General features: G+C 64.2%; 20 protein-coding genes and 1 pseudogene. 10 read left to right on the top strand and 11 right to left on the bottom strand.

Going from position 1 to position 21,444, the window contains the following annotated elements; genetic code table 11:
• Window positions 1-762 (bottom strand): ABC transporter ATP-binding protein, encoded by a 762-nt coding sequence (locus tag LRP30_RS01270; RefSeq protein ID WP_249759086.1) that lies wholly within the window; start codon window positions 760-762, stop codon window positions 1-3.
• Window positions 762-1,781 carry an ABC transporter substrate-binding protein gene (locus LRP30_RS01265; RefSeq protein ID WP_249759085.1) on the bottom strand — a complete coding sequence of 340 codons (1,020 nt, stop codon included), beginning with the start codon at window positions 1,779-1,781 and terminating at the stop codon, window positions 762-764. The genes LRP30_RS01270 and LRP30_RS01265 overlap by 1 nt, the downstream gene beginning before the upstream one ends.
• 94 nt (window positions 1,782-1,875) lie before the next feature.
• Here LRP30_RS01265 and LRP30_RS01260 point away from each other — a divergent pair, with 94 nt between their 5' ends.
• The 3 genes from LRP30_RS01260 to LRP30_RS01250 all read left to right on the top strand — a co-directional run bounded on the left by LRP30_RS01260 (window position 1,876) and on the right by LRP30_RS01250 (window position 6,785).
• Entirely contained in the window at window positions 1,876-2,589 is a 714-nt protein-coding gene (locus tag LRP30_RS01260; RefSeq protein WP_128942615.1) for a GntR family transcriptional regulator, read from the top strand.
• A gap of 193 nt (window positions 2,590-2,782) precedes the next feature.
• Window positions 2,783-3,211 carry a response regulator gene (locus tag LRP30_RS01255; RefSeq protein ID WP_249759084.1) on the top strand — a complete coding sequence of 143 codons (429 nt, stop codon included), beginning with the start codon at window positions 2,783-2,785 and terminating at the stop codon, window positions 3,209-3,211.
• Window positions 3,189-6,785: a PAS domain S-box protein gene (locus LRP30_RS01250; protein ID WP_249759083.1), complete on the top strand. Its 3,597-nt coding sequence runs from the start codon at window positions 3,189-3,191 to the stop codon at window positions 6,783-6,785. The genes LRP30_RS01255 and LRP30_RS01250 overlap by 23 nt, the downstream gene beginning before the upstream one ends.
• 160 nt (window positions 6,786-6,945) lie before the next feature.
• Here LRP30_RS01250 and LRP30_RS01245 read toward each other — a convergent pair whose 3' ends face one another.
• Window positions 6,946-7,581, bottom strand: a complete 636-nt coding sequence (locus LRP30_RS01245; RefSeq protein ID WP_091897867.1) for a response regulator — start codon at window positions 7,579-7,581, stop codon at window positions 6,946-6,948.
• A gap of 149 nt (window positions 7,582-7,730) precedes the next feature.
• Here LRP30_RS01245 and LRP30_RS01240 point away from each other — a divergent pair, with 149 nt between their 5' ends.
• The gene (locus tag LRP30_RS01240) at window positions 7,731-8,015 is read left to right on the top strand and encodes a hypothetical protein (RefSeq protein ID WP_249759082.1); all 285 of its coding nucleotides are present in this window, start codon (window positions 7,731-7,733) and stop codon (window positions 8,013-8,015) included.
• A gap of 165 nt (window positions 8,016-8,180) precedes the next feature.
• Here the strand turns inward: LRP30_RS01240 and LRP30_RS01235 are convergent, their stop codons facing one another.
• The 7 genes and pseudogenes from LRP30_RS01235 to LRP30_RS01205 form a co-directional block, all read right to left on the bottom strand.
• Window positions 8,181-8,684, bottom strand: a complete 504-nt coding sequence (locus tag LRP30_RS01235) for a response regulator (RefSeq protein WP_249759081.1) — start codon at window positions 8,682-8,684, stop codon at window positions 8,181-8,183.
• 142 nt (window positions 8,685-8,826) lie between these two features.
• Window positions 8,827-9,144, bottom strand: coding sequence for a pilus assembly protein PilZ (locus LRP30_RS01230; RefSeq protein WP_091897861.1), 318 nt, complete (start codon window positions 9,142-9,144; stop codon window positions 8,827-8,829).
• Between the two features lie 2 nt (window positions 9,145-9,146).
• Window positions 9,147-10,025 (bottom strand): protein-glutamate O-methyltransferase CheR, encoded by an 879-nt coding sequence (locus LRP30_RS01225; RefSeq protein ID WP_249759080.1) that lies wholly within the window; start codon window positions 10,023-10,025, stop codon window positions 9,147-9,149.
• A 61-nt stretch (window positions 10,026-10,086) separates the two neighbouring features.
• The gene (locus LRP30_RS01220; protein ID WP_091897857.1) at window positions 10,087-10,473 is read right to left on the bottom strand and encodes a response regulator; all 387 of its coding nucleotides are present in this window, start codon (window positions 10,471-10,473) and stop codon (window positions 10,087-10,089) included.
• Window positions 10,474-10,505: 32 nt separating this feature from the next.
• The gene (locus LRP30_RS01215; RefSeq protein ID WP_128930699.1) at window positions 10,506-10,979 is read right to left on the bottom strand and encodes a chemotaxis protein CheW; all 474 of its coding nucleotides are present in this window, start codon (window positions 10,977-10,979) and stop codon (window positions 10,506-10,508) included.
• 21 nt (window positions 10,980-11,000) lie between these two features.
• Window positions 11,001-13,778 (bottom strand): hybrid sensor histidine kinase/response regulator, encoded by a 2,778-nt coding sequence (locus tag LRP30_RS01210; protein ID WP_249759079.1) that lies wholly within the window; start codon window positions 13,776-13,778, stop codon window positions 11,001-11,003.
• Window positions 13,779-14,198: 420 nt separating this feature from the next.
• Window positions 14,199-14,486 (bottom strand): annotated as a pseudogene (locus LRP30_RS01205) (response regulator); the annotation flags it as partial.
• A gap of 582 nt (window positions 14,487-15,068) precedes the next feature.
• Between LRP30_RS01205 and LRP30_RS01200 the strand changes: the two are divergent.
• From LRP30_RS01200 to LRP30_RS01190, 3 genes are all read left to right on the top strand, one after another.
• Entirely contained in the window at window positions 15,069-15,776 is a 708-nt protein-coding gene (locus tag LRP30_RS01200; protein ID WP_128930696.1) for a Crp/Fnr family transcriptional regulator, read from the top strand.
• A gap of 152 nt (window positions 15,777-15,928) precedes the next feature.
• Window positions 15,929-16,306, top strand: a complete 378-nt coding sequence (locus LRP30_RS01195) for an Hpt domain-containing protein (RefSeq protein WP_249759078.1) — start codon at window positions 15,929-15,931, stop codon at window positions 16,304-16,306.
• Window positions 16,307-16,536: 230 nt separating this feature from the next.
• Window positions 16,537-16,785, top strand: a complete 249-nt coding sequence (locus LRP30_RS01190) for a hypothetical protein (protein WP_091893184.1) — start codon at window positions 16,537-16,539, stop codon at window positions 16,783-16,785.
• A gap of 43 nt (window positions 16,786-16,828) precedes the next feature.
• Here LRP30_RS01190 and LRP30_RS01185 read toward each other — a convergent pair whose 3' ends face one another.
• Window positions 16,829-17,452, bottom strand: a complete 624-nt coding sequence (locus LRP30_RS01185) for a helix-turn-helix transcriptional regulator (RefSeq protein ID WP_249759077.1) — start codon at window positions 17,450-17,452, stop codon at window positions 16,829-16,831.
• A 311-nt stretch (window positions 17,453-17,763) separates the two neighbouring features.
• Here LRP30_RS01185 and LRP30_RS01180 point away from each other — a divergent pair, with 311 nt between their 5' ends.
• The 3 genes from LRP30_RS01180 (at window position 17,764) to LRP30_RS01170 (ending at window position 21,331) form a co-directional block, all read left to right on the top strand.
• Window positions 17,764-18,927, top strand: a complete 1,164-nt coding sequence (locus tag LRP30_RS01180; RefSeq protein WP_249759076.1) for a hypothetical protein — start codon at window positions 17,764-17,766, stop codon at window positions 18,925-18,927.
• Between the two features lie 478 nt (window positions 18,928-19,405).
• A complete protein-coding gene (locus tag LRP30_RS01175; protein ID WP_249759075.1) occupies window positions 19,406-19,831 on the top strand; it encodes a hypothetical protein in 426 nt (141 codons plus the stop codon).
• A gap of 291 nt (window positions 19,832-20,122) precedes the next feature.
• Window positions 20,123-21,331 (top strand): EAL domain-containing response regulator, encoded by a 1,209-nt coding sequence (locus LRP30_RS01170; RefSeq protein ID WP_128942469.1) that lies wholly within the window; start codon window positions 20,123-20,125, stop codon window positions 21,329-21,331.
• Window positions 21,332-21,444: the final 113 nt, after the last annotated feature.

The following is a 21,444-nucleotide window of genomic DNA, read 5'->3' as shown; positions in this document are numbered from 1 at the left end:
TTAGTGCGCTACAGCTTCGGAGGCGAACAGGAGATCGTGGATCTCCTTCTCGAGCCGACCGGCGCTGCCGTCCTCATTCGAAACCTTGTCGACGTCGATCACCTCGGCCTTGACGCGGCCGGGATGCGGCGACAGCAGCAGGATGCGGTTGCCGATGCGGATCGCCTCCGCGATCGAATGGGTCACGAACAGCACGGTGAATTTGGTCTCGCTCCAGAGCTGGAGCAGTTCATCCTGACAGGTCCGCCGCGTCAGCGCGTCGAGCGCGGCGAACGGCTCGTCCATGAGAAGGATATCCGGCTCCATCGCCATGCCGCGCGCGATCGCGACGCGCTGCTTCATGCCGCCGGAGAGCGTGTGCGGATAGGCATCGACCACGCGGGTGAGGCCGACCTTCTCGATATAGGCGCGCGCCTTCGCCTCGGCGTCCTTGCGCGACAGCTTTCGCGCGGTGAGCAGCGGGAACATCACGTTGGCGAGCACACTCTTCCAGGGCAGGAGCTGGTCGAACTCCTGGAAGATCATCATGCGGTCGGCGCCGGGCCCGTGGATCTCGCGGCCGTTGATGGTCATGCTGCCTTCGCTCGGGCTCATGTAGCCGCCAACGGCCTTGAGAAGGGTCGACTTGCCGCAGCCGGAGGGCCCGAGCAGCACGAAGCGGTCGGACCGGTCGACGGCGAAGCTCACTTTTTCCGTGGCGGTGACGACGGCGCTGGAGGTCTTGTAGCGCAGCGTCACGCCGCTGACGTCGAGCAGCGCCATCAGTTGCCCTTCAGATCGTGCGCGACGGGGAGATAGTAATCCGTCCAGGCCTTGGGCTGATTCTTCAGCGTTCCGGTCTTGTAGAGATGGGCGGCGAATTTCATCGTGCCCTGCGGCTCGAGATTCCACTCCATCATGCCGGGCTCTTTCAGCAGATCGAGCAGCTCTTCCACCGACGTCTTGTCGCCGGTGATCTCCTTGTAGATCTCGACCGCCTGCTTAGTGTCGCTGCGGATCAGATCCTGCGCTTCCTTGGTGGCGTCGCGCACGGCCTGGATGACCTTTGGATTGGCGTCGGCAAACTTCGTTGTGGTGAAGAATTGCGCCTGGCTGAGCGGGCCGCCCATCACGTCGGGCGACGACAGCACCACATGCGCGCCCGATACGCTCTTCAACTCCAGGAAGGTGAAGGGCGGAATCGAGAAGTGGTTGTGCACCTCGTGCTTCGGGTTGGACAGCGCCGCATAGGCGTCGGGGTGACCGAGCTGCACGGTGTTGGCATCCAGCTTCGACCATTGGTCGGCACCAAAGGCCTCGGCGGCCGCGATCTGCAGCACGATCGCCTGGGTCGAGACCTTCACGGTCGGCACCGCGATCTTGTCGCCCGGGCCGAAATCCCTAACCGACTTGATGTTGGCGTCGCGGCTGATCAGCGTCATCGGCTGCGCCGAGGTGGCGACGATGCCCTTCACGCCGCCGCGGGTGCGATCCCATAGCAGCAGCAGATTGCCGGTGCCGGTGTTGAGGATGTCGACGCCGCCGGCGAGCAGCGCGTCGGTCTGCGCTCCGCCGCCGGAGAAGGTGATCCATTTGGTGGTGACACCGGTTACGCCGAGGGAAGCCGCATGCTTCTCGATCAGCTTCAGCTTCTCCATGATGTGGCTCGGCATGTAGAAGATGCCGGGCTGGCGCGACAGCGCGATCTCGGACTTTTGCTGCGCGCGAGCCGTTGACATTGAGAAGGCGATCGCGGCGATCACGGTGGCGGCCACAAGCTTGCTGCGAAGATGCTTGATCATTGTTGTGTGTTTCCTCCGGCCAGCGTCGATCTGCGTTGACCCTGCTGGTGCACTAATATATTAGTGCATCAAACGCAAGCTCGCGGGACCCGCCATGGAATCATCCCATACCGCGCTGCGCGCGCCTCCACGCCCCGCCCGGCTCGACCGCGGCCGCCAGGCGGCGCCGCAGGTGTTCGAGCGGCTACGCAACGCGATTGTCGCGCTGGAGCTGCCGCCCGGCGCTCCCTTGTCGCGCGCCGAGCTTGCCGGCCAGTTCGGCGTCAGCTCGACGCCGGTGCGCGACGCGCTGATGCGGCTGGAGGAAGAGGGCCTCGTCGACGTCTTTCCGCAGCATGCGACCGTGGTGAGCCGGATCGACGTCGACCGCGCGCAGCAGGCCCATTTCCTGCGTCAGGCACTGGAGCTGGAGATCGTGCGCCTGCTCGCAACAAATCCCGACCAGTCCCTGGTGATCCGCCTCGACCATGCCATCGCGCTCCAGCAGCAATTCGCCAAGGCCGGCGATTTCGAGAGCTTCATCGCCGGCGACAACGACTTTCACGCCCAGCTCTACGCGGCCGCCGGCAAGCAGGAGCTCTGGACGCTGGTGCGCAGCCGCAGCGGACATATCGACCGGCTGCGCCGGCTGCATTTGCCCTCACCCGGCAAGGCCCAGAACATCGTCCGTCACCACAGGCTGATCACGCGCGCGATCGAGGCCGGAGATGCCGAGGCCGCGCAGCAGCATCTGCGCAAACATCTGTCGGGCACGCTGAGCGAGCTGGACAAGATCCGAAGCCGCTATCCCGAATACCTGACTGACTAAGAGGGAACCCGAGCTGACCCGGCTTATGCACGAGAGCGTGCATATAGCGTTGGCAAGGCTCGGTAATCTCGACCGGATGGTGGCGCTCGCGAAGTGCTTGCGGGCCGGGCGGAATCCGCGCAACAATTTCGTCTTTGATGGCTTGATTTGCGGTCGCTGGGGCATCCCCATCCGACCCCGGAGGATCTCAGACGTGGCCAACATCCTGATCGTGGATGACGACCCGGCCGTGCAGATCACGATCCGGCTGCTCCTGGAGCGGGCCGGTCATCACGTCACCGTCGCCGGCGATGGCTACGAGGGGCTTGCGTTGTTCGAGGCCAGCCCGTTCGACCTGTTGTTTCTCGACATTTTCATGCCCGGCATGGACGGGCTGGAGACGATGCGCCATATCCGAGCGCTGGCCCCGACCGTCCCGATCATCGTCATTTCCGGCCGTTCGGCCGCGCCGGACGCCTATGCGGAGCCGAATTTCCTGAAGATGGCAACCAAGCTCGGCGCGGTGGCAAGCTTGCAAAAGCCGTTCCGACCAGGCGCACTGCTCGCGGCGGTAGATGGCTGCCTTGGCACGGCCCAGGCGGCATCGCTGGGGAATCCGGATGTCAGCGCCGGCCACCGATGACAAGGACCCTCATTCCTTTCCAGGCCAGAACGGGCGTGGCCATTCGGGAACCGGTGCGAATATCCCCATGACGCTCGCAACGCGGCTTGCCATCACGATGACCCTGCTGGTGGCGGTGACCGTGGCCGCAGTCGGATGGCTGGGCTATCGCAACACCACCCAGGCCGTCATTCCGCGGGTACTGGAACGCGTCGAAGCCCAGTCACGGCTGCTGGCGACCAATCTCGAATCCTACGTCGCCGGCGCGCGCGGCGATCTGCTCGGCTACCGCTCTGCCGCAGCCATCAACGGCCTGATCCGCGCTCACATCGGTGGAGGCATCGACACATCCGACGGCGTGTCGGAGCAAACTTGGCGCGAGCGCATCGCAGCGCGGCTCGCAGCCGAGATCGACGCCAAACCCAGTTACGGGCAATTTCGCATCATCGGTCTCGACGACGACCAACGCGAGCTGGTCCGCGTCGATCGCTCCGGCCCGAATGGAAAGGCGCGGGTTGCTCCCAACGACGAACTCGAGCGCAAGAGTGAACGAACCTACTTTCAGGAGACGATCCGACTGGCGCCGGGCGAGATCTACGTGTCCGCCATCGATCTTGCCACCCGCCAAGGGGGAACCACGACCTCCCACATTCCGACGTTACGCGTTGCAACCCCGCTGTTCACGGCGGACGGCAGGCCATTCGGCATCATCATCGCCAATATCGACATGCGACCGGCGCTCGACCGCGTCCGCTCCACCGTGACCTCGGGCGGAGAGATCTATGTCGTGAATTTGCGCGGCGACTATCTCGTCCATCCCGATCGCACGCGGGAATTCGGCGCATGGCATGATCGTCCCAACGACTGGCGCAAGGATTTTCCGTATTTCGCAGCCTCGGCCGGGACGCTGGAAGGATCCACGCGGCTCATGACCGACGGGTCGGGCCGGCCGAGCGGGGCGGCGATTGCGCCGGCGCTGCTCGTGGGCAAGGACTGGGTTGCGATCATCGAGACGATCCCCTCGCCGGTGTTCGGCCTCGTGCCCGCAGCGATTCAACGAACGTCCCTACTCGTCGGCGTGCTTGCCGTGCTCGCTGCGGCTTTACTCGCGGTGCTCCTGGCGCGCTCATTGACGCGCCCGATCGGCCGCCTGACCAGGGCGGTGCAGGCCATCGGCAGCGGACGTCCAGCGGATATACCCGTCGATGCCAGCGGCGAGACCGGCGTGCTGGCACGGGCCTTTGCCCAGATGGTCGAGGAGACTCGGGCGAAAACGGCCGCGCTCCAACGCGAGATCGAGGAGCATCGCCGCACCGAGGCAGCTCGAAGCCATCATGCGGCGCGCGAGCGCCTGTTCAGCGCCGCAGTGGAATCGTCCGACGATGCGATCGTGATGCAGTCGCTCGAAGCCATCATCACGGGCTGGAATCCGGCTGCCGAACGCCTCTACGGCTATTCGGCGGACGAGGCGATCGGAAAATCCACCGCCATCATCGTACCCGCCGACCGCCGCGACCAGGGCAAGAACATCTTGCGGCGGATCGCGGCAGGCGAGCCGATCGAACGCTTCGAGACGGTGCGCCTGCGCAAGGACGGCACGCCGGTCGAGATCTCGCTCAGCCTCTCGCCGATCAGGGGACCGTCAGGCGAGATCGTCGGAGCCTCTGGATCTGCGCGCAGCCTCACCGAGGCGCGGCGGGCCGAGCGGGCGCTGCAGCAGCAGCTCGAAGAGCGCCGGCAGATCTTCGAGACGTCGCAGGACCTGATCATGGTCATGGACGCGCGCGGTCATGTCGCGCAGATCAGCCCGAGCAGCGAGACCATTCTCGGCTACCGGCCGGAGGAGATGATCGGCCGCAGCGGCGCCGACTTCGTTCATCCCGACCATCTGGAGCAGTCCCGCGAAAACATGCGCGCGATGCGGCTCGGCGAGCGGCCAAAGCTCGGTGATACGCGCTGCTTCCACAAGAACGGACACCAGGTCTGGCTGTCCTGGCTCGGCAACTGGTCCGAGCCGGCGCAGCGGTTCTTCTTCGTCGGGCGCGACATGACGGAGGCGCGGCTCGCGCAGGAATCGCTGCGCGAGAGCGAGCGGCTTGCCCGCAAGATCGTCGAGACCTCGCTCGACGCCTTCGTGCAGACCGACGAGACCGGCAGCATCCTGAACTGGAATTCGCAAGCCGAACGGCTGTTCGGCTGGCGCCGCGACGAGGTGCTCGGCAAGAACACGATCGATCTGATCGTCGCCGAGAGCGAACGCGAGAGGGTTAGGGCCGGCCTGACGCAATTCCTCGCGAACGAAGACGACAAGACGCTGAACCGCCGCCGCGAGCTGATGTGCCGCCGCCGCGACGGCAAGGAGTTCAAGGCTGAGCTGAGCGTCACCGCGCTGAAGCGCCGCGAGGGCCTGCTGTTCAACGTCTTCTACCGCGACCTCACCGACAAGATCGCGGCCGAGGAACGCATCCGCCATGCCGAGAAGATGGAGGCGGTCGGCCAGCTCACCGGCGGCGTGGCGCACGACTTCAACAATATCCTCACCGTCATCACCGGAACCATCGAGATCCTCGCGGAGGCGGTCGAGAAGGAGCCGCAGCTTGCGGCCATCACCAAGATGATCGACGAGGCGGCCGCGCGCGGCGCCGATCTGACCCAGCACCTGCTCGCCTTCGCGCGCAAGCAGCCGCTTCAGCCGCGCGAGATCGACATCAACTCGCTGATCATCGACACCGCGAAACTGCTGCGGCCGACGCTGGGCGAGCAGATCCAGATCGAATCGGTGTTCGAGGACGAGAGCTGCGTCGCGATCGTCGATCCCAACCAGCTCACCACCGCGATCCTCAACCTCGCACTCAATGCCCGCGACGCCATGCCGAACGGCGGCAAGCTGATCGTGGAGACGGGCGCCGCCTATCTCGACGAGGTCTATGCCAGCGCCAACGATGTGCCGCCGGGGCACTACGTGCTGATCGCCGTGAGCGACACCGGCACCGGAATCCCCGCGAACATGCTGGCCAGGGTATTCGATCCCTTCTTCACCTCGAAGGGCCCGGGCAAGGGCACCGGACTCGGACTCTCAATGGTTTACGGCTTCATCAAGCAGTCCGCAGGGCACATCAAGATCTACAGCGAGGAAGGCCACGGCACCACGATCAAGATGTACCTGCCGCCGGGCAAGACGCCGACGGCGGTCGGCGAGGGCGTGACGGCGGCGGCGATCGAGGGCGGACAGGAGACCATCCTGGTGGTCGAGGACGACCGCCTGGTGCGTGACTATGTGCTGGCTCAGCTGCATTCGCTGGGATACGTCACCTTGCAGGCCGCGAACGCCGCGGAGGCGCTCGCGATCGTCGCCGCCGGCAAGCCGTTCGACCTCCTGTTCACCGACGTCATCATGCCCGGCAAGATGAACGGACGTCAGCTCGCCGACGAGATCCAGAAGACCCGCCCCGATCTCAGGGTGGTCTACACGTCCGGCTATACCGAGAATGCGATCATCCATCACGGCCGGCTGGATTCGGGGGTTCTGCTGCTGGCCAAGCCCTATCGAAAATCGGATCTGGCGCGGATCATCCGCAGGGCACTGCAGGGATGAGCGCAGGCCTTTTAGGCAGGCCTTTCATAGCTGGTCGCGTGTAGCCCGGATGGAGCGCAGCGCAATCCGGGAAGTCTCTCCGGGAAGTCTCTTGCTGCGTGCACCGGTCCCGGATTTCGCTGGCGCTCCATCCGGGCTTACAAAGGCTCGCCGATCGATTCTACGACGCGCGCTGGGCCGCGGTCATCACGATGCGGATCAGGTCGGCGGCATTGCGCGCGCCGAGCTTCTTCATGATGTTGGCGCGGTGGTCCTCGATGGTGCGCGGGCTGATGCCGAGCGTGCGGCCGGCTTCCTTGTTGGACGCACCGGAGGCGAACTGCTCGAGCACCTCGCGCTCCCTGCGCGTCAACGGCTCACGTCCTGGGAAGTGCAGCGAGCCGAATTTCGGCGACGCATTCTCCGCCTGCCGGCGCGCATAGGCGCCGATCGCCTCGTCGAGCCGGCCGACGATCTCGCTGCCGCGGAACGGCTTCTCGATGAAGTCGAGCGCACCGCTCTTGATCGCCCCGACCGCCATCGCAATGTCGCCCTGCCCGGAGATCATGAAGATCGGCGCCGGGTAGTCCTCGCCGTGCAGTTCCTTGAGAATGTCGAGGCCTGACTTTCCGGGAATATGCACGTCGAGCAGGATCGCAGCCGGTGTGCGGTTCCGCGCGACGGAGAGCAGCGCTGCGCCGTCCGCAAAACAGATCACCTCATAGCCCGCCGCCTTCAACACCATCGACAAGGTGTCGCGAACGGCAGGGTCGTCGTCGACCACGAAGATTTCACCGCGAGAGCTTTGTTCGGCCATGTGCCACATCCAGTTGGCATGAAGGACTCGCGTCCGCGCCAACCGTTATGGCGTTCGGCGCGGATTCGGCCCACCCGTATTTGTACGGGACATAGACTTAACGCACAAGTAGCGGCATGGCGCCTAATTGCGGGAGACGGAGAATATCCATGCTAAATTTAGCCGATACACCGTTGCTCGCAACGCCCGAGGTCGAGAGCCGTGAGCTGATTGCAGCTGACCTTCGCTTGCTGATCGCACAGATCGAGACCAGCATGCGCCGGATCGCCGCAGCCATGGATCAAGAACACGGCAATGATGCGGAAAGTTCCGCGGACGTCTTCATCCTCGACGACGTCACGCCCCAGTATGCCACCGCGAGCGCCGCCCTCGGCGCCTGCCGGGCGGGCCTTCGCCACGCCCTGCAATGCCTGTCGGAATCCACCGACGCGTAGGATCGCGATCAGCGGCGGCACATCCGATCGCATGGCAGCTCCGCAGCTAAAGCGCGACGAGATTAGGATGCATCGTCATCGCGCTTTAGGCTGTTGTTTGAGCATGATCTTTTCGGAACCGCTGCGCACTTTGCGCTAACGCGGCCTTCGGGTCCGGATCCTGCTTTAGGCGCGGTGCCGTTCCACGATCGCGTCGGTGGCGACACCGCCCCAGGTGTGGATTGCCGGCAGGCCCATCGCAGTCTTGCCGAGATTGGCGAGGCTGATGCGCAGGGCCGCCAGATCCAGCGGCTTCGGCAGGCTCTGGAGCTCGATCCCGACGGAACGGGCGAAGCTGCGGGCGGCACTGCGGCGCTTGCCGTCCATGCCGCTGATGACGATCACCGCGCCGGCGAATTTCGCTTCCTGCATCTCGCGCAGCACGTCGATGCCATCGCCATCCTCCAGCACGAGATCGAGCGTCACGCAGTCGAAGCGCGCGGCGCGGAGCTTCTCGATCGCTTCCGCCACCGAGGGCGCCACGGTGACTTCGTGGCCGGCCTGCTTGGCGGCAACCGTGATCAGGCTGCGCTGCGTGGCGTCGTCATCGACGACCAGGAGCTGAAGCGCACGCCGCTCGGCGACGTCGGGCAGGTTTGACGAGATGGGGGAGAGAGAGCTTCTGGGCATTGCCGGTATTCCTGAGATTGAGACCAGCAATGGTTACACGGCTCGCGCTTAGACGACGTAAAGCGGCTACGGCAAATTGGTTCTGATGTTTCAGCAAATATAAAGTAACGTGGCGGAAAGTGCGGCGGCAGCCACGCGCCGATCAGGCCGCGGCGTCATGGCCGCCGGTCGCGCCGCGCTTCTTCCGGTTCTTGCCGCGCAGGAATTGGATATCCATCTCGGCGCCGTTGACCCGTACCAGCTCGCAGCGGCGGTAGGCAAGGCCGGTTGAGGACAGTAGCAGAAAGAACTCTTTCAGGTTCAGCCCCTGGATCGAGCCTTCCACCGTGAGAATGGCGTCGGTGTCGGAGATCGCGTTGAGCTTGCAGTCGCGCCGCCAGGTGCCGTCGATCGCCATGATGCAGACGTCATAGCCGCGGCTGAACGTTACGCGCTCCGCACCTTTTCCATCCTCGGCCATGCTTACCGTCCTGCCATCACCGCCAGGCGCGGGGCCACGCCCGCGAGAGCCGGCTTGGCTGCCGCCGCGCGCGGATCGTTCGGCTTGTACAGGCCGCGCCGCTCCGCAATCGGCCTGAACGTGTCGGTCAATCCGACCACGGTCTCGGCCGCACCCAGCACCAGGAAGCCGTCGGGCTCGATCTGGCGCGCCAGGCGATTGAAGATGTTGATCTTGGTGTCCTGGTCGAAATAGATCAGCACGTTGCGGCAGAAGATCACGTCGAAGGTGCCGAGCTGGGCAAAATCGTGCAGCAAATTGAGCTGCCGGTGCTGGATCATCGCGCGCAATTCGGGATTGATCTGCCAGGTCTCGCCGGTCTGCTTGAAATATTTGACCAGCATCTGGATCGGCAGGCCACGCTGCACCTCGAACTGGCTGTAGACGCCGGCCTTGGCCTTTTCCAGCACCTCCTGCGACAGGTCGGTCGCGATGATCTCGATGCGCCAGCCGGTGAGGGCCGCGCCCATCTCCTTCAGGCACATCGCCAGCGAATAGGGCTCCTGCCCGGTCGAGCCGGCGGCGCACCAGATGCGCACGCTGCGGCGTCCGGCGCGCGCCTTGACGATCTCGGGCATGATCGTGTCGCGGAAATGTTCGAACGGCACCTTGTCGCGAAAGAAGAAGGTCTCGTTGGTGGTCATGGCTTCGACCACGTCGGTGATCAGCGGACGCGAGCCGGCCTGCAGCTTCTGCACAAGCTCGGCGATGCCGGAGAGCCCGGTCTTGCGGGCGAGCGGCAGCAGGCGGCTTTCGATCAGATATTGCTTGTCTGCGGACAGGTCGAGACCGGAATTATCCTTTAGGAACTTGCGCAGATACTCGTACTCGGTCGGGGTCACGGATGGCCTCTTCGAAACTGTACTGGAACACTCTGGCCCAAACACTTTGGGCCAGACACACTCAGACCATGGTTTGTCCGACCGGGATCAACCCAACTTCAGCGAATTTGTCGGCGATAATGTCCTTGTCGAAGGGCTTCATGATGTATTCGTTGGCGCCGCCGCTGAGCGCCTGGGCGATATGAGCCACGTTGTTCTCGGTGGTGCAGAACACCACTTTGGGCTGGTCGCCGCCGGGCAGGCGACGCATGTGGCCCATGAATTCGAAGCCGTCCATCACGGGCATGTTCCAGTCGAGCAGCACCGCATCGGGCAGCTTGCGCTGGCAGATTTCGAGCGCCTTCGAGCCGTCCTCGGCTTCGGTGACCTCGAACTCCAGGCCTTCCAGAATCCGGCGCGCGATCTTGCGCACGACGCTGGAATCATCGACCACCAAACACGTTTTCATTTTGGTTCTCCGGTTTCGATGTTTCGGTTGGCTCACGCAGCCATTTGCACTTTGGTTTCGAGCTCGAGGACGCGATCGACGTCGAGGACGACCATGAGCTGGCCGTCGAGGCGGTGGACGCCGCCGGCGAGCTTGGCCATGCGCGGATCGAGGTTGACGGGGTTTTCCTCCTTGCCGTCCTCGGGCAGGCGCAGCACCTCGCCGATCTGGTCGATCAAGAGGCCATAGGATTCACCGCGCAGGTCGACGCCGACCGCCATCGGCACCTTGCCGTCTTCGGCCTTGGGCAGGCCGAGCCGGGCGCGCATGTCGACCACGGTGACGATGCGGCCACGCAGGTTCAGGACGCCGGCGATCTCGCGCGAGGACAGCGGCACGCGGGTGACGCGCTCGGGCATGAACACGTCCTGGACGCGGGAGATCGGCAGGCCGAACAGCTGGCCGCCGATCATCGCGGTGACGTATTCGACCATGGCGCCCTCGGTGGACTGAGTCTTGCGGCTCATCGATCTATCTCCTTGTCGCCCTTACGCCGCCGCCCGGCTCAGCTCGGAGGCGCCGGCGGCGCCCGCGGTCTGCTCCTTCAGCGCCGCGATCAGACCGGGACGGTCGAACTTGGCGACATAGTCGTGGAAGCCGGCCTGGCGGCCGCGCTCGATCGCCGCCGGCGACACCAGCGCGGAGAGGCCGATGATCGGCATCGACCCCAGATTGTTGTCGGAGCGGATCAGTTCGGCGAACTCGAACCCGTTCATGTCGGGCATCTCGATGTCGGTCAGGACCACGTCGAAGCTCTGCGCACGCAGCGCCGCCAGGCCCTCCTGCGCGGTCGGCGCGGTGCGGACGCGGTAGCCGGCCGCTTTCAGCACCGGCGCCAGCATGTTGCGGAAGAAGGCGCTGTCGTCGACCAGCAGCACCGACTGCGAGTGCAGCGACGGCTTCATCTCCTTGCGGGTGAACCAGTCGGCGAACGCCATCGGCAGGAAGTGGCCGACGTCGATCACCTCGGTGGCCTGGCCCTTGATCACGGCCGAGCCCAGAATGCCCGAACCGGAGCCGCCGACCTCGATGTTGAGCCGCTCCTCGACGATGTCGATGATCTCGTCGACGACGAGGCCCATGGAGCGGCCGTCGTCGGCGAACACCAGGATCGGCTGGGCGCCCTGGCTGGCGATGGTGACGCCCTCCATCGCGACCAGCGGCATCAGCTGCTCGCGGTACTGCACCATGTAGCGGCCGTTACTGAACTCGATCTTGTCGGCCGGCAGCTCCTCCAGGCGGGTGACGAGGCCGAGCGGGACCGCCTTGGGCTGGGACGAGCCGGCGCGGAACACCAGCAGCGAGGTGGTCTGCTCGCCGCTGCCGATGTGATGGCCTGCGTTCTCGTCGGCCATGTCATGGGCCGAGGAGCCGGCGGCGCCGAGCGCCTTGGCAATGCCGTTGGGGTCGATGATCATGATGACGGCGCCATCGCCCAAGATGGTGTTGCCGGAGAACATGTCGATGTGACGCAGCTTGGTCGACATCGGCTTGACCACGATCTCTTCGGTGTGGAACACGCCGTCGACGACGATGCCAAAGGTCTGGCTGCCGACCTGGGTCACCACGATGAAACCGTTCTCGGGATCGGACGCGGCGCCATCGTCGATCTTCAAGAGCTTCTTCAGATGGATCAGCGGCAGCAGCTTGTTGCGCAGGCGCAAGACCGCGGTGTCCTTGATGCGCTCGATGCGGTGCTCGCTGTTGGCGCGAGCGCGCACCAGCTCGACCACCGAGAGCTGCGGGATGGCAAAGCGGTCGCCGGCGGCTTCGACGATCAGGGCCGAGACGATCGCCAAGGTCAGCGGGATCTTGATGGTGACCGAGCTTCCCTCGCCGGCCACGCTCTTGATGTCGATGGTGCCGCCGATCTGGTCGATATTGGTGCGGACCACGTCCATGCCGACGCCGCGGCCCGAGACCGAGGTGATGGCGGCCGCGGTGGAGAAGCCCGGCGCGAAGATGAACTTGTGGATCTGCGCCTCGCTCATCTTCTCCAGCTCAGCCTCGGTGACCAACCCTGAGGAGATCGCCTTGGCCTTGATCTTCTCGGTGTTGAGGCCGCGGCCGTTGTCGGCGATGCAGATGATGATGTGGCCGCCCTCGTGATAGGCGGACAGCCGAATGGTGCCCTGCTCGCCCTTGCCGGCCGCTAAGCGCTCGGCGGGGGTCTCCAGGCCATGATCGGCGGAGTTGCGCACCATGTGGGTGAGCGGGTCCTTGATCAGGTCGAGCACCTGGCGGTCGAGCTCGGTGTCGGCGCCGTGCATCTCCAGCTCGATCTGCTTGCCGAGTTCGCTCGAGAGGTCGCGGACGATGCGGGGCAGCTTCTGCCAGGCGTTGCCGATCGGCTGCATGCGCGTCTTCATGACGCCCTCCTGCAGCTCGGCGGTGACGTTGGACAGCCGCTGCAGCGGCACCTTGAACTCGGTGTCCTCGTTGCGGCGGGAGATCTCCAACAGCTGGTTGCGGGTCAGCACCAGCTCGGAGACCATGGTCATCAGATGCTCCAGCGTATCCACGTTGACGCGGATCGACTGGTTGGCGATGCGGTCGCCTTCGCCGGCACTCTCGTCGGCCATCGACTTCTTCGGCGCGGGCTTTTGCTTGGCGGCTTCCTTCGCAGCCGGGGCTTCAGCCGCCGGGGCGGGCTCGGCCTTGGCTTCAGCCTTGGCAACGGGCGCAGCAGGCACCGGCGCTTCGATCGCGGTCTCGCGGAAGGCGCGCTCGAGCTCGTCGAGCGAGACTTCGCCGGGACGCAACGGGCGCTCCAGCGTCTGTTCGATCAGCGTGCCCGTGGTCATCTCCTTGGCGGGCGCAGCGGCGGGGGCTTCCGGCGCCAGCGGCGGCGCGTCGGCAACGGGAGCTGCGCCAGCCGCCATGGCGGCCATGCCCTGCTCGACCATCGCCTCCAGCTTGTCGATGAGGTCGCGGTCGTTGCCCTCCGGCTCAGCTTCGGTCGCCTCCAGGCCAGCCAAAATCTCCTTGATGCGGTCGATCGAGGACAGGATCACCGTCACCGCCTGTCCGGTCACCGGCATGCCGTCGCGGAATTTGCCCATCAAGGTCTCGCCGGCATGCGCCAGCGCTTCCAGCCGCGGCAGGCCGAGGAAGCCGCAGGTGCCCTTGATGGTGTGGACCAGGCGGAAGATGTTATCCAGGATCTTGGCGTTGTTCGGCTCCTGCTCGAACTTCACCAGCTGATTGTCGACGGTGTCCAGGCTCTCGCTGGTCTCCGTCAAAAACTCCCGCAACAGATCATCCATGAGGTACGCCTTACTGACTGGGCTTCGACGCGTTGCGTCGCGCTTGGAATCGACGGAAGCCCTCTTTTCGATCGTTAGACATCCCTTTTCACGGTCCCGTTAATTTCGGCCTCCGTGCTAATACGGATATTGAAGACAAGTTTGCCGTTCGGCTGCATGCGAGGACACGCTTCGGCAAAACCGGCACCGCGCCGCGACGGAGCGAGGAGTGAGGTAGACGCGTCGATAACGGCGCATGGCACGCGCGAGAAAATCCCGTTCGTGAAGGACGATAGGCGCGGCCTTGAGTGGAATTGAACGGACTCGGCCCGCGGTTGCGGGCGCTCTCGCGATAGTCGTTTCATGCTGTGCCGCGATCCGCAAAATTCGCGTTTTCGGTAAACGAACCGTTACCTTGTCGCCAGTCCGGCTCGTGCCGCGCTAACCCAGCCGCGTTACCGAGGCAATCTCGGCGTCGGGCCGATGCTCCGCCAGGCAATCGTTGATGGCGGCGAGCAGTGCGTGCGGCGTGAACGGCTTGCGCAGACACCGTTCGGCGCCGAGCTCCAGCGCCATCCGGAGGAAATCGGGTGCGGGCGAATTCAGATTTGCGAAAGCGTCGCCCGACATCGCGATCAACGGAATGGCGGGCGCCCGCTCGTGGAAGGTCCGGATCGATTCGAACCCACGCATATGCGGCATGAAGATATCGATGATCATCAGATCGAACTGTTCGTATGCGAGGGCCCGCGCACCATGGTTCGGAGCAATGCTGGATGGCTGAAAGCACTCGCGGGCGAGACTGCGCGGGTCGACCGGCGTCCGATGGCAGCACGGATGCAATGCTTCCGGCTCATGAAGGCCCCTTGCCGCTTTTTCCTGCGCAACCCTCGCAGACGGGCGCACAACTCAGGAGCGAATCAGCGCGCCGCTCTTTATTTCCGCCGCAAATGCCACAGGCTGTCTGCCCTGTAACGGGTATATGGACAGCGCCACAACCTATACAATATATTTTTGTCGCCGCGCAACTGCATCACGAACGGGGCGCGGCGCCGATCGGAACATCGAACGCGCCGGATTGACCCGCATGACCGCGAGAGGCCACCCGCCCAACCAGTTGCTGCAAATGCTCGAGGCGGCAGATTTCAATCTGCCGCGCCCTCGTACTTGAAATGGTCAGGGAGACTGTCTTGGGCCGGACATCTTGTCCCAATTGCCAATATATCCCGACGTGAACATGATGGAACTTACTCGCGCAAGAAGCGATTTCGCCGGCGGCGACTTTGCTGATGCAGAAGGCGGGAGGCAGCTTTGGAAACGACGGGCCGCCCATCCAACGGTTTCCTGTCCGCGCTGTCGGCAGACGATTATGAGCTGATCCGCCCGTACCTGCGCGCGATCGATCTGCCCCATGAGGCGGTGCTGGTCGAGGCCGGCGAAACGCTCAAGCGCGCCTATTTTCCCCACCGCGGCGTGATCTCGCTGGTGGTGAAGCTCGCCAAGGGCGAGCATGTGCAGGTCGCGATGATCGGCCGCGACAGCCTGCTCGGGACACTCTCGACCATGGGCGATGCAAGCGCGTTGAACACGGCCGTCGTGCTGGTTCCCGGGGTCGCGTCAGTGATGGATCTCGACCGGCTGCGCGTCGCGGCCGACCAGAGCAGCAGCTTGCGGACCTTGCTCACGCGCCACGGTCTTGCGGTTTACGCGCAGGTCCAGCAGACCGCGGGCTGCAACGCCGCCCATCCGGTGGAGTCGCGGCTGTCGCGCTGCCTGCTGCACACCCATGACCTGTCGGGCGACTACCGGCTGCTGCTGACCCAGGAGGCGATGGCACAGATGATCGGGGCGCGGCGCAACAGCGTGTCGCTGGTCGCCAACACCTTGCAGCAGGCCAATTTCATCCACTACAGCCGCGGACACATCCAGATCCTGAATCTGGACGGCCTGCGCCAGACCGCGTGCGAATGCTACGCCACCGTGAAGGCGCAATACGACCGGCTGCTCGGCCAGCGCTGACCCCGCACGCGTGGTAAACCGACGGCTAATGCCGGCCCGCAAACACGAGCCGTCCTGCTTCCGGAACTGAAATCCAGATGCCGTAGACACGGCTGGCCTCGCACCGATACCGGCCCGCGCGGCATCGAAGTGTGATCGAGGCAGGCAAAGCCATGTTTGGAGTGACCGCCGCGCCGGCGCAGAAAGTGCTCGATTGCGCGCCCGTGCGCGACCCGAATGCTTATGCGGCGCTGGTACGTGAGATCGGCAAGGACGGAGCCCGCGAGGTGCGCGCCGTGTTCTGGAGCGAGACCTGCGCACGCCTGCAACTGTTCCGCACGCTCTCGCGCGAGCAGCATCAGGCCAGGATCGCGCGCGAAGCACATTCGTTGAAGAGTGCGGCCGGGACGTTCGGCTATGCGAGGCTCGCGGCGCTGGCACTGCGGCTGGAGAAGTCCGCGGAGACGCTTCACGACACCGAGCTCGGCGATCTCCTGGACCTGATGGATGCCGCCTACGCCGCGGCGCGCGCGCAGGAGCCGAAATGCTAGAGCATGATCCGGAAAAGTGCGCAGCGGTTTTCCGAAAAGATCATGTTCAAACAACAACCTAAAGCGAGATGACGATTCATCCAAATCTCATCGCGCTTTAGAGCCATTTCGGTTGTCGAAAACGCTCTAACCCATCCGCGCGTGTATTCCCGCCGTACTTCTACGGCTTGGGATTTTCACAGATGGCTAATCATAGCTGGCGATAGTCGCGGGAAACCAGGAGGGTTTCCATGTTCACCTACGAGACTGCGGACCAGAAGGAAGTCCGTCGCTTCCGCATCGCTCAGTTCAACGGCCGGATGGCGACGGTAAAGTCTGGCGAGTCGACTGTGACTGGCTTCGTGCGCTCGGTGCTCGAGCAGGAATCGAGCATGCCTCCCCGCTGGACCATCACGATCATCCCGAACGCACCGAAGGACGAGCCCAAGCCGCTGCGGCCCGCATCACGCACGCGTCCCTTCGCCGAAGACTATTTCTGAGCGGGATCCGCGCCGCCGGCCGGGCGGAATGCAACAATCAATCTCAATCGATCGAGTGCAGCAGCGCCGCACGGACGAGGTCCGCAGTGTTGCGCGCACCGAGCTTGCGCATCGCCTCGGCGCGGTGGCTTTCGAACGTGCGCGGACTGATCTGCATCCGAAGCGCGCCCTGCTTGTTCGAATAGCCTTCGCTGATCAGCCTCAGCACCTCGCGCTCGCGCTTGGTCAGCCGCTTCTGGCCGGACAGGCCAATCAATTCGGCGCTGGGCACGCGCTGCGGCAGCGGCACGCGGGGGGTCCGCGCTTCGGCGTTCCCGGTTCCGGATGGGATCGGCAGGCCGCCCTTGTGAGGACCGGCAAGCTGCTTGACGAGGCCGCAAACGCGCTCGGTCTGCGCCAGCGCATTCTCCACCACGCGCTGCAAATAGGCGCGGTCGACGGTGACGGGCGCGAGCTGATCGCTGTGATGCTTGATCTCGCCCATGTAGAGCAGGAGCGCAGTCAGGGGGCCGTTGAGCTCGCGGGCAATGGCGGCGGCCATTTCGTCGGCGGCCTTGGCACGGGCGGCGTTCAGGCGGACGAAATCGGGCTCTTCAGCTGGAGCAGCGCTGCTTTCGTACCATTCCGACGGCCGCGAATCAGCGGCCGTATCATTCTGTGACGCCATGTCACTCATTTAGCGGAACGGGGGCCGGTCTGTGGTTAACTTTTTGCCCCGTAAGACTACGGTGATTTCGGCAGTTTTGCGCTAAATCCGCGGCATCGGCACAATTTATGCTTGCGCGGGTCGGTTCCCGGGCGCGTAGAGGTTGAGATTCCGGCTCAGATCCTCAAAGCCTGCCTCCGCTCGTGCCCGCCCCCCGGATTTTACGGATTAATTAACGGCGACTTGCTTCTCTAGGGAGATTGAGAGCGCGCAAATGCCTCCACGCATTGGGCCCGCATGCCTGCGGGAAACGCTGCGAAAGATTGCGTGCCATGAACGAGATCGATCGGCTGTCGGAATTCTTGCAGAGGCTGACGCCGCTGTCGCGCAGCTGTCTGCTCAGCGAACTCGAGCGGCTCGAGCTGTGCGGCATCGACATGCCGGGCTCGGCCGACATCCAGTCGCGCTTGCGCGCCGAGTTTCGCAAGGACGGATCGACCCAGGCGCGCGCCACCAGCCCCTCGCGCTATTTCTTCGCGCCGCTCGAGCTGCTTCTGATCGACGGCGCGCCTGAGCACGCCAATGCGGGGCGGATCTCGCGCAACACCCTCACCCCGATCTGGGAATGGATCTGCCGCGACCTGCTGCCGACCATGGCACGCGACTACATCAAGGCGGTCAACGACCAGGTCGCCGCCAACAATCCGAAGGAAGTGCAGAAGACCGCGTCGACCTTCCAGACCAAGGTCCTCAAGGTCCTCGAGAGCACTCTGGCGTCGGCGGACAGCACCGAGCTCGCACGCGCCAAGCTCGCGCAGTACACGGCATCGCGCACCGCCTTCGACGACGTCATGAAGATCCTCGACGTGCTGCGCGCCGGCGCCGCGCTGCCGAAGTTCAACGAAAAACTGCCCGAGCAGATCGCGAAGTTCGATGACAACCAGGTGGCCCAGATCACCTCGCAACTCGACGGCTTCAGGAAGTCCCATCCCCGCGCGCTGCCTTTCGCATTGGCACTGGTGGCAAGGCGCCTGAAGACGCCCTGGCAATTGGTGCGCCTTGCCACCAAGGCTGCCGCAACCAAGAGCGCCGCCGACGTCGCCGCCGCGCCCTATGCCTGTGTCGTTCCCATGGTGCTCGACCGGCTCGACGACAAGCGCCTCGCTCTTCGCGTCGCACTCCGGCACAACCGCGTGCTGGTCGCGCGCGACCTGCTCGCCGAGATCTACGACATCGAATATGCGCTCAAGGTCCGCATCGATGACATCGAACATTGCGAGTGGGGCATCCGCCTCCAGCAATTGATGGACGCGATCGCGGCACTGGTGTCCGCCGAGGTCAGCCGCTTCCCTGCCAATGTCGGCCACATTCTCGGATCGCGCCGCCTGCGCAGCCACGATACGCTCGGCGGCAAGTTGACCTATCTCGCGTGGAAGGGACGCGACGCGATGCAGGACGGCGCGGCGGCGTTTCGCAAATTGATCGGGCAGACCTGATATCGCGCAGTCATCAAAGCGCGAGGGGCTTTCGCGTTATCGGTGAGTGATCATGCCCTAATGCGCGATGAGATCGAATTGAACCGTCATCGCGCTTTAGGTCTTTGTTTGAGCATGATCTTTTCGGAAAACCGCTTCACACTTTTCCGGATCGTGCTCTAATGCGCGCGCGGCAGACACAGGAAGCGATCGAGAAATCGCCCCGACAGCACAAATCTGAACCACCAATACATCATTCGCCGCATCGTCATTGCTGCATCCTCGACAGCCCACCACCGGCTGTGCGGAGCAATAGCGCAGGCGCAGCAGTGCGCATGTGAAGTGTTTCACATTTGCGCCGACAGGCGCGGACGCATCGTCGCATAACTGTCACGAGCGCAGATGGAACATGCCCGCATCGCGCGAAAATGAGTTCCGCGGCCGTAGCTGTCGCTCCTATCCTCCGATGCTGCGAAGGAACAAGCCGCAGGAGGTCGCGATGAGATCGAACCGACGGACCCTGACGATGGTGACGTTGCTCGTGAGTGCGCTCGCGCTCACATCGACGACGATGGCGCAGACCACGCCGCCGCAAGGCAATGCTGCGCCGACCGCCGACAACGCGGTGCTGCTGACCGTCTTCTTCAAGCACGATCAATCCCGGCCGCTGCACGAGCTGAATGCGCAACTCGAGACGCAGGGCTTCTACAAGGCGTTTCCGCCGGCCGGCGTCGAGGTCGTGAGCTGGTATGTGATGATGGGCGTTGGCCAGGTGATCACGCTGCGCCTGCCGGCGTCGCGGCTGCGCGAGGTCAACCGCGTCATCGAGGACACGGCCTGGGGATCTTATCGCACCGAATTCTATCCGACCTATGACTACAAGGCAGTCGGCGTGGCACAACACGAAAAAGCCGTCGGAAATTAATTCTCCAATCGTTCTGTCATTGCAGCAAAGGGCCACGCAACCGCATCGCTCGATGCCTGGCGTCGGCAAGCCGCACCTTCATCGATCGCTCGGGAGAAATTCCGCATGCGCTGGCAGCCGTTGCGCGTGCGGTGCCCGAGTATGCGAATTCTTTTCGAAGAATCTGTCGACAAATTAGCTCGAATTGCAGGGCTTAACGTTACTCAAATAATTCAACAACGACGTGACGCTCTCCTTATTTGAACCCACGCTCCGCGTTTAAGAAACCGTCACGGAACGGGAGTGGTGTTGATGAACGATGGGATTGTTGAACTCGTCGGACGAAGGCCTGTAACCTTCGGCCGGCGAAAGGTGACGCCGCGCGCCTGCGTGGCCGACAGCAAGCGTCACTTGCGCGCCTTCCTCAGCGAAGTGCTCGAGGATCTTGGCTTCGTTACCTGCGAATGCGCCAGCGCGGACGAGCTGCAAACCGTGCTCGCCACCGAATTGCCGGATCTGATCCTGCTCGGTGTCGCCACCGACGGCATCGAGCCGGGGAGATTCCTCGAGGTCTTGGTGCGTGAGGGCTTCGCTGGGAAGGTTCTGGCGGTCGGCGCCCGCGAATCGATCGTCGTCAGGGCCGTGCGGCAGGTCGGCGAGGAATATGGCCTTGCGATGCTGCCGCCGCTGACCACGCCCTTTGCCGCGGAGACGCTGCGCGAGCGTGTCGCGATGCTGCTGCCGGAGGAGCCGGCGCCGAGCCCGGCCGTGCATGTCGGCGAGGCCTTGCATGCCGGCTGGCTGGAGCTCTGGTACCAGCCCAAGATCGACGCGCGCACGCTGATCCGCAGCGGCGCCGAGGCGCTGGTGCGAATGCGCCATCCGACCTGGGGCGTCGTGCCGCCGGCCTATTTCATTCCCGAGGAGCACGATCCGCATCTGCGTGATCTCTCGGAATTCGTGATCGAGCGCGCCATGCAGGACTGGCACTATCTGCTGGAGCAGCAGAGCCCGGTCGATCTCTCGATCAACCTGCCGGCGTCCTATCTGAAGGCGCCGCAGGCGGTGCGCGATCTCTGTCGCCGCGTGCCGACGCATCCGGCCTTCGGCGGGCTGACCATCGAGATCGACAGCGAAGAAGCGACCCGCGATCTCGATCTCCTGACCGAGGTCGCACGCGAGGTGGGGCTGCACAATATTGGCCTCGCGATCGACAATCTCGGCGCCAACTGGCCGGCGCTGATGGGCCTGGACAAGATTCCCTTCGTCATGATGAAGGCCGACCGGCACTTCGTCACCGGCAGCGGCAGTGACCGGCTGAAGCGCACGGTGTGCCGTCACATCGTCGAGCTTGCGCAGGGCTACGGCGCGCGCGTGGTCGCCGAGGGCGTCGAGAGCCGCGCCGACCTCGTCGGCGCGAACGAGCTCGGCTTCGATCTCGTGCAGGGCTTTCTGTTCGGCAAGCCGATGCCGCTGAAGAAATTCGCCCGCTCGACGCTGACGAAAACCGTGATGGAGTGAGCTCGTTCGCGGCTCGTACGTCGCTGGGCGCGCGCGGGAATCATTGATCTCGCGCGCGTTCACCGGGCCTGCTCGGACAGTCCGTGCACTCGCGCTATTGCCGTGCCGAAGGC

It is taken from the genome of Bradyrhizobium sp. C-145 (assembly GCF_023375135.1).
Taxonomy (GTDB): Bacteria; Pseudomonadota; Alphaproteobacteria; order Rhizobiales; family Xanthobacteraceae; genus Bradyrhizobium; species Bradyrhizobium zhanjiangense.
This window is presented reverse-complemented; position numbering and strand designations above follow the sequence as displayed.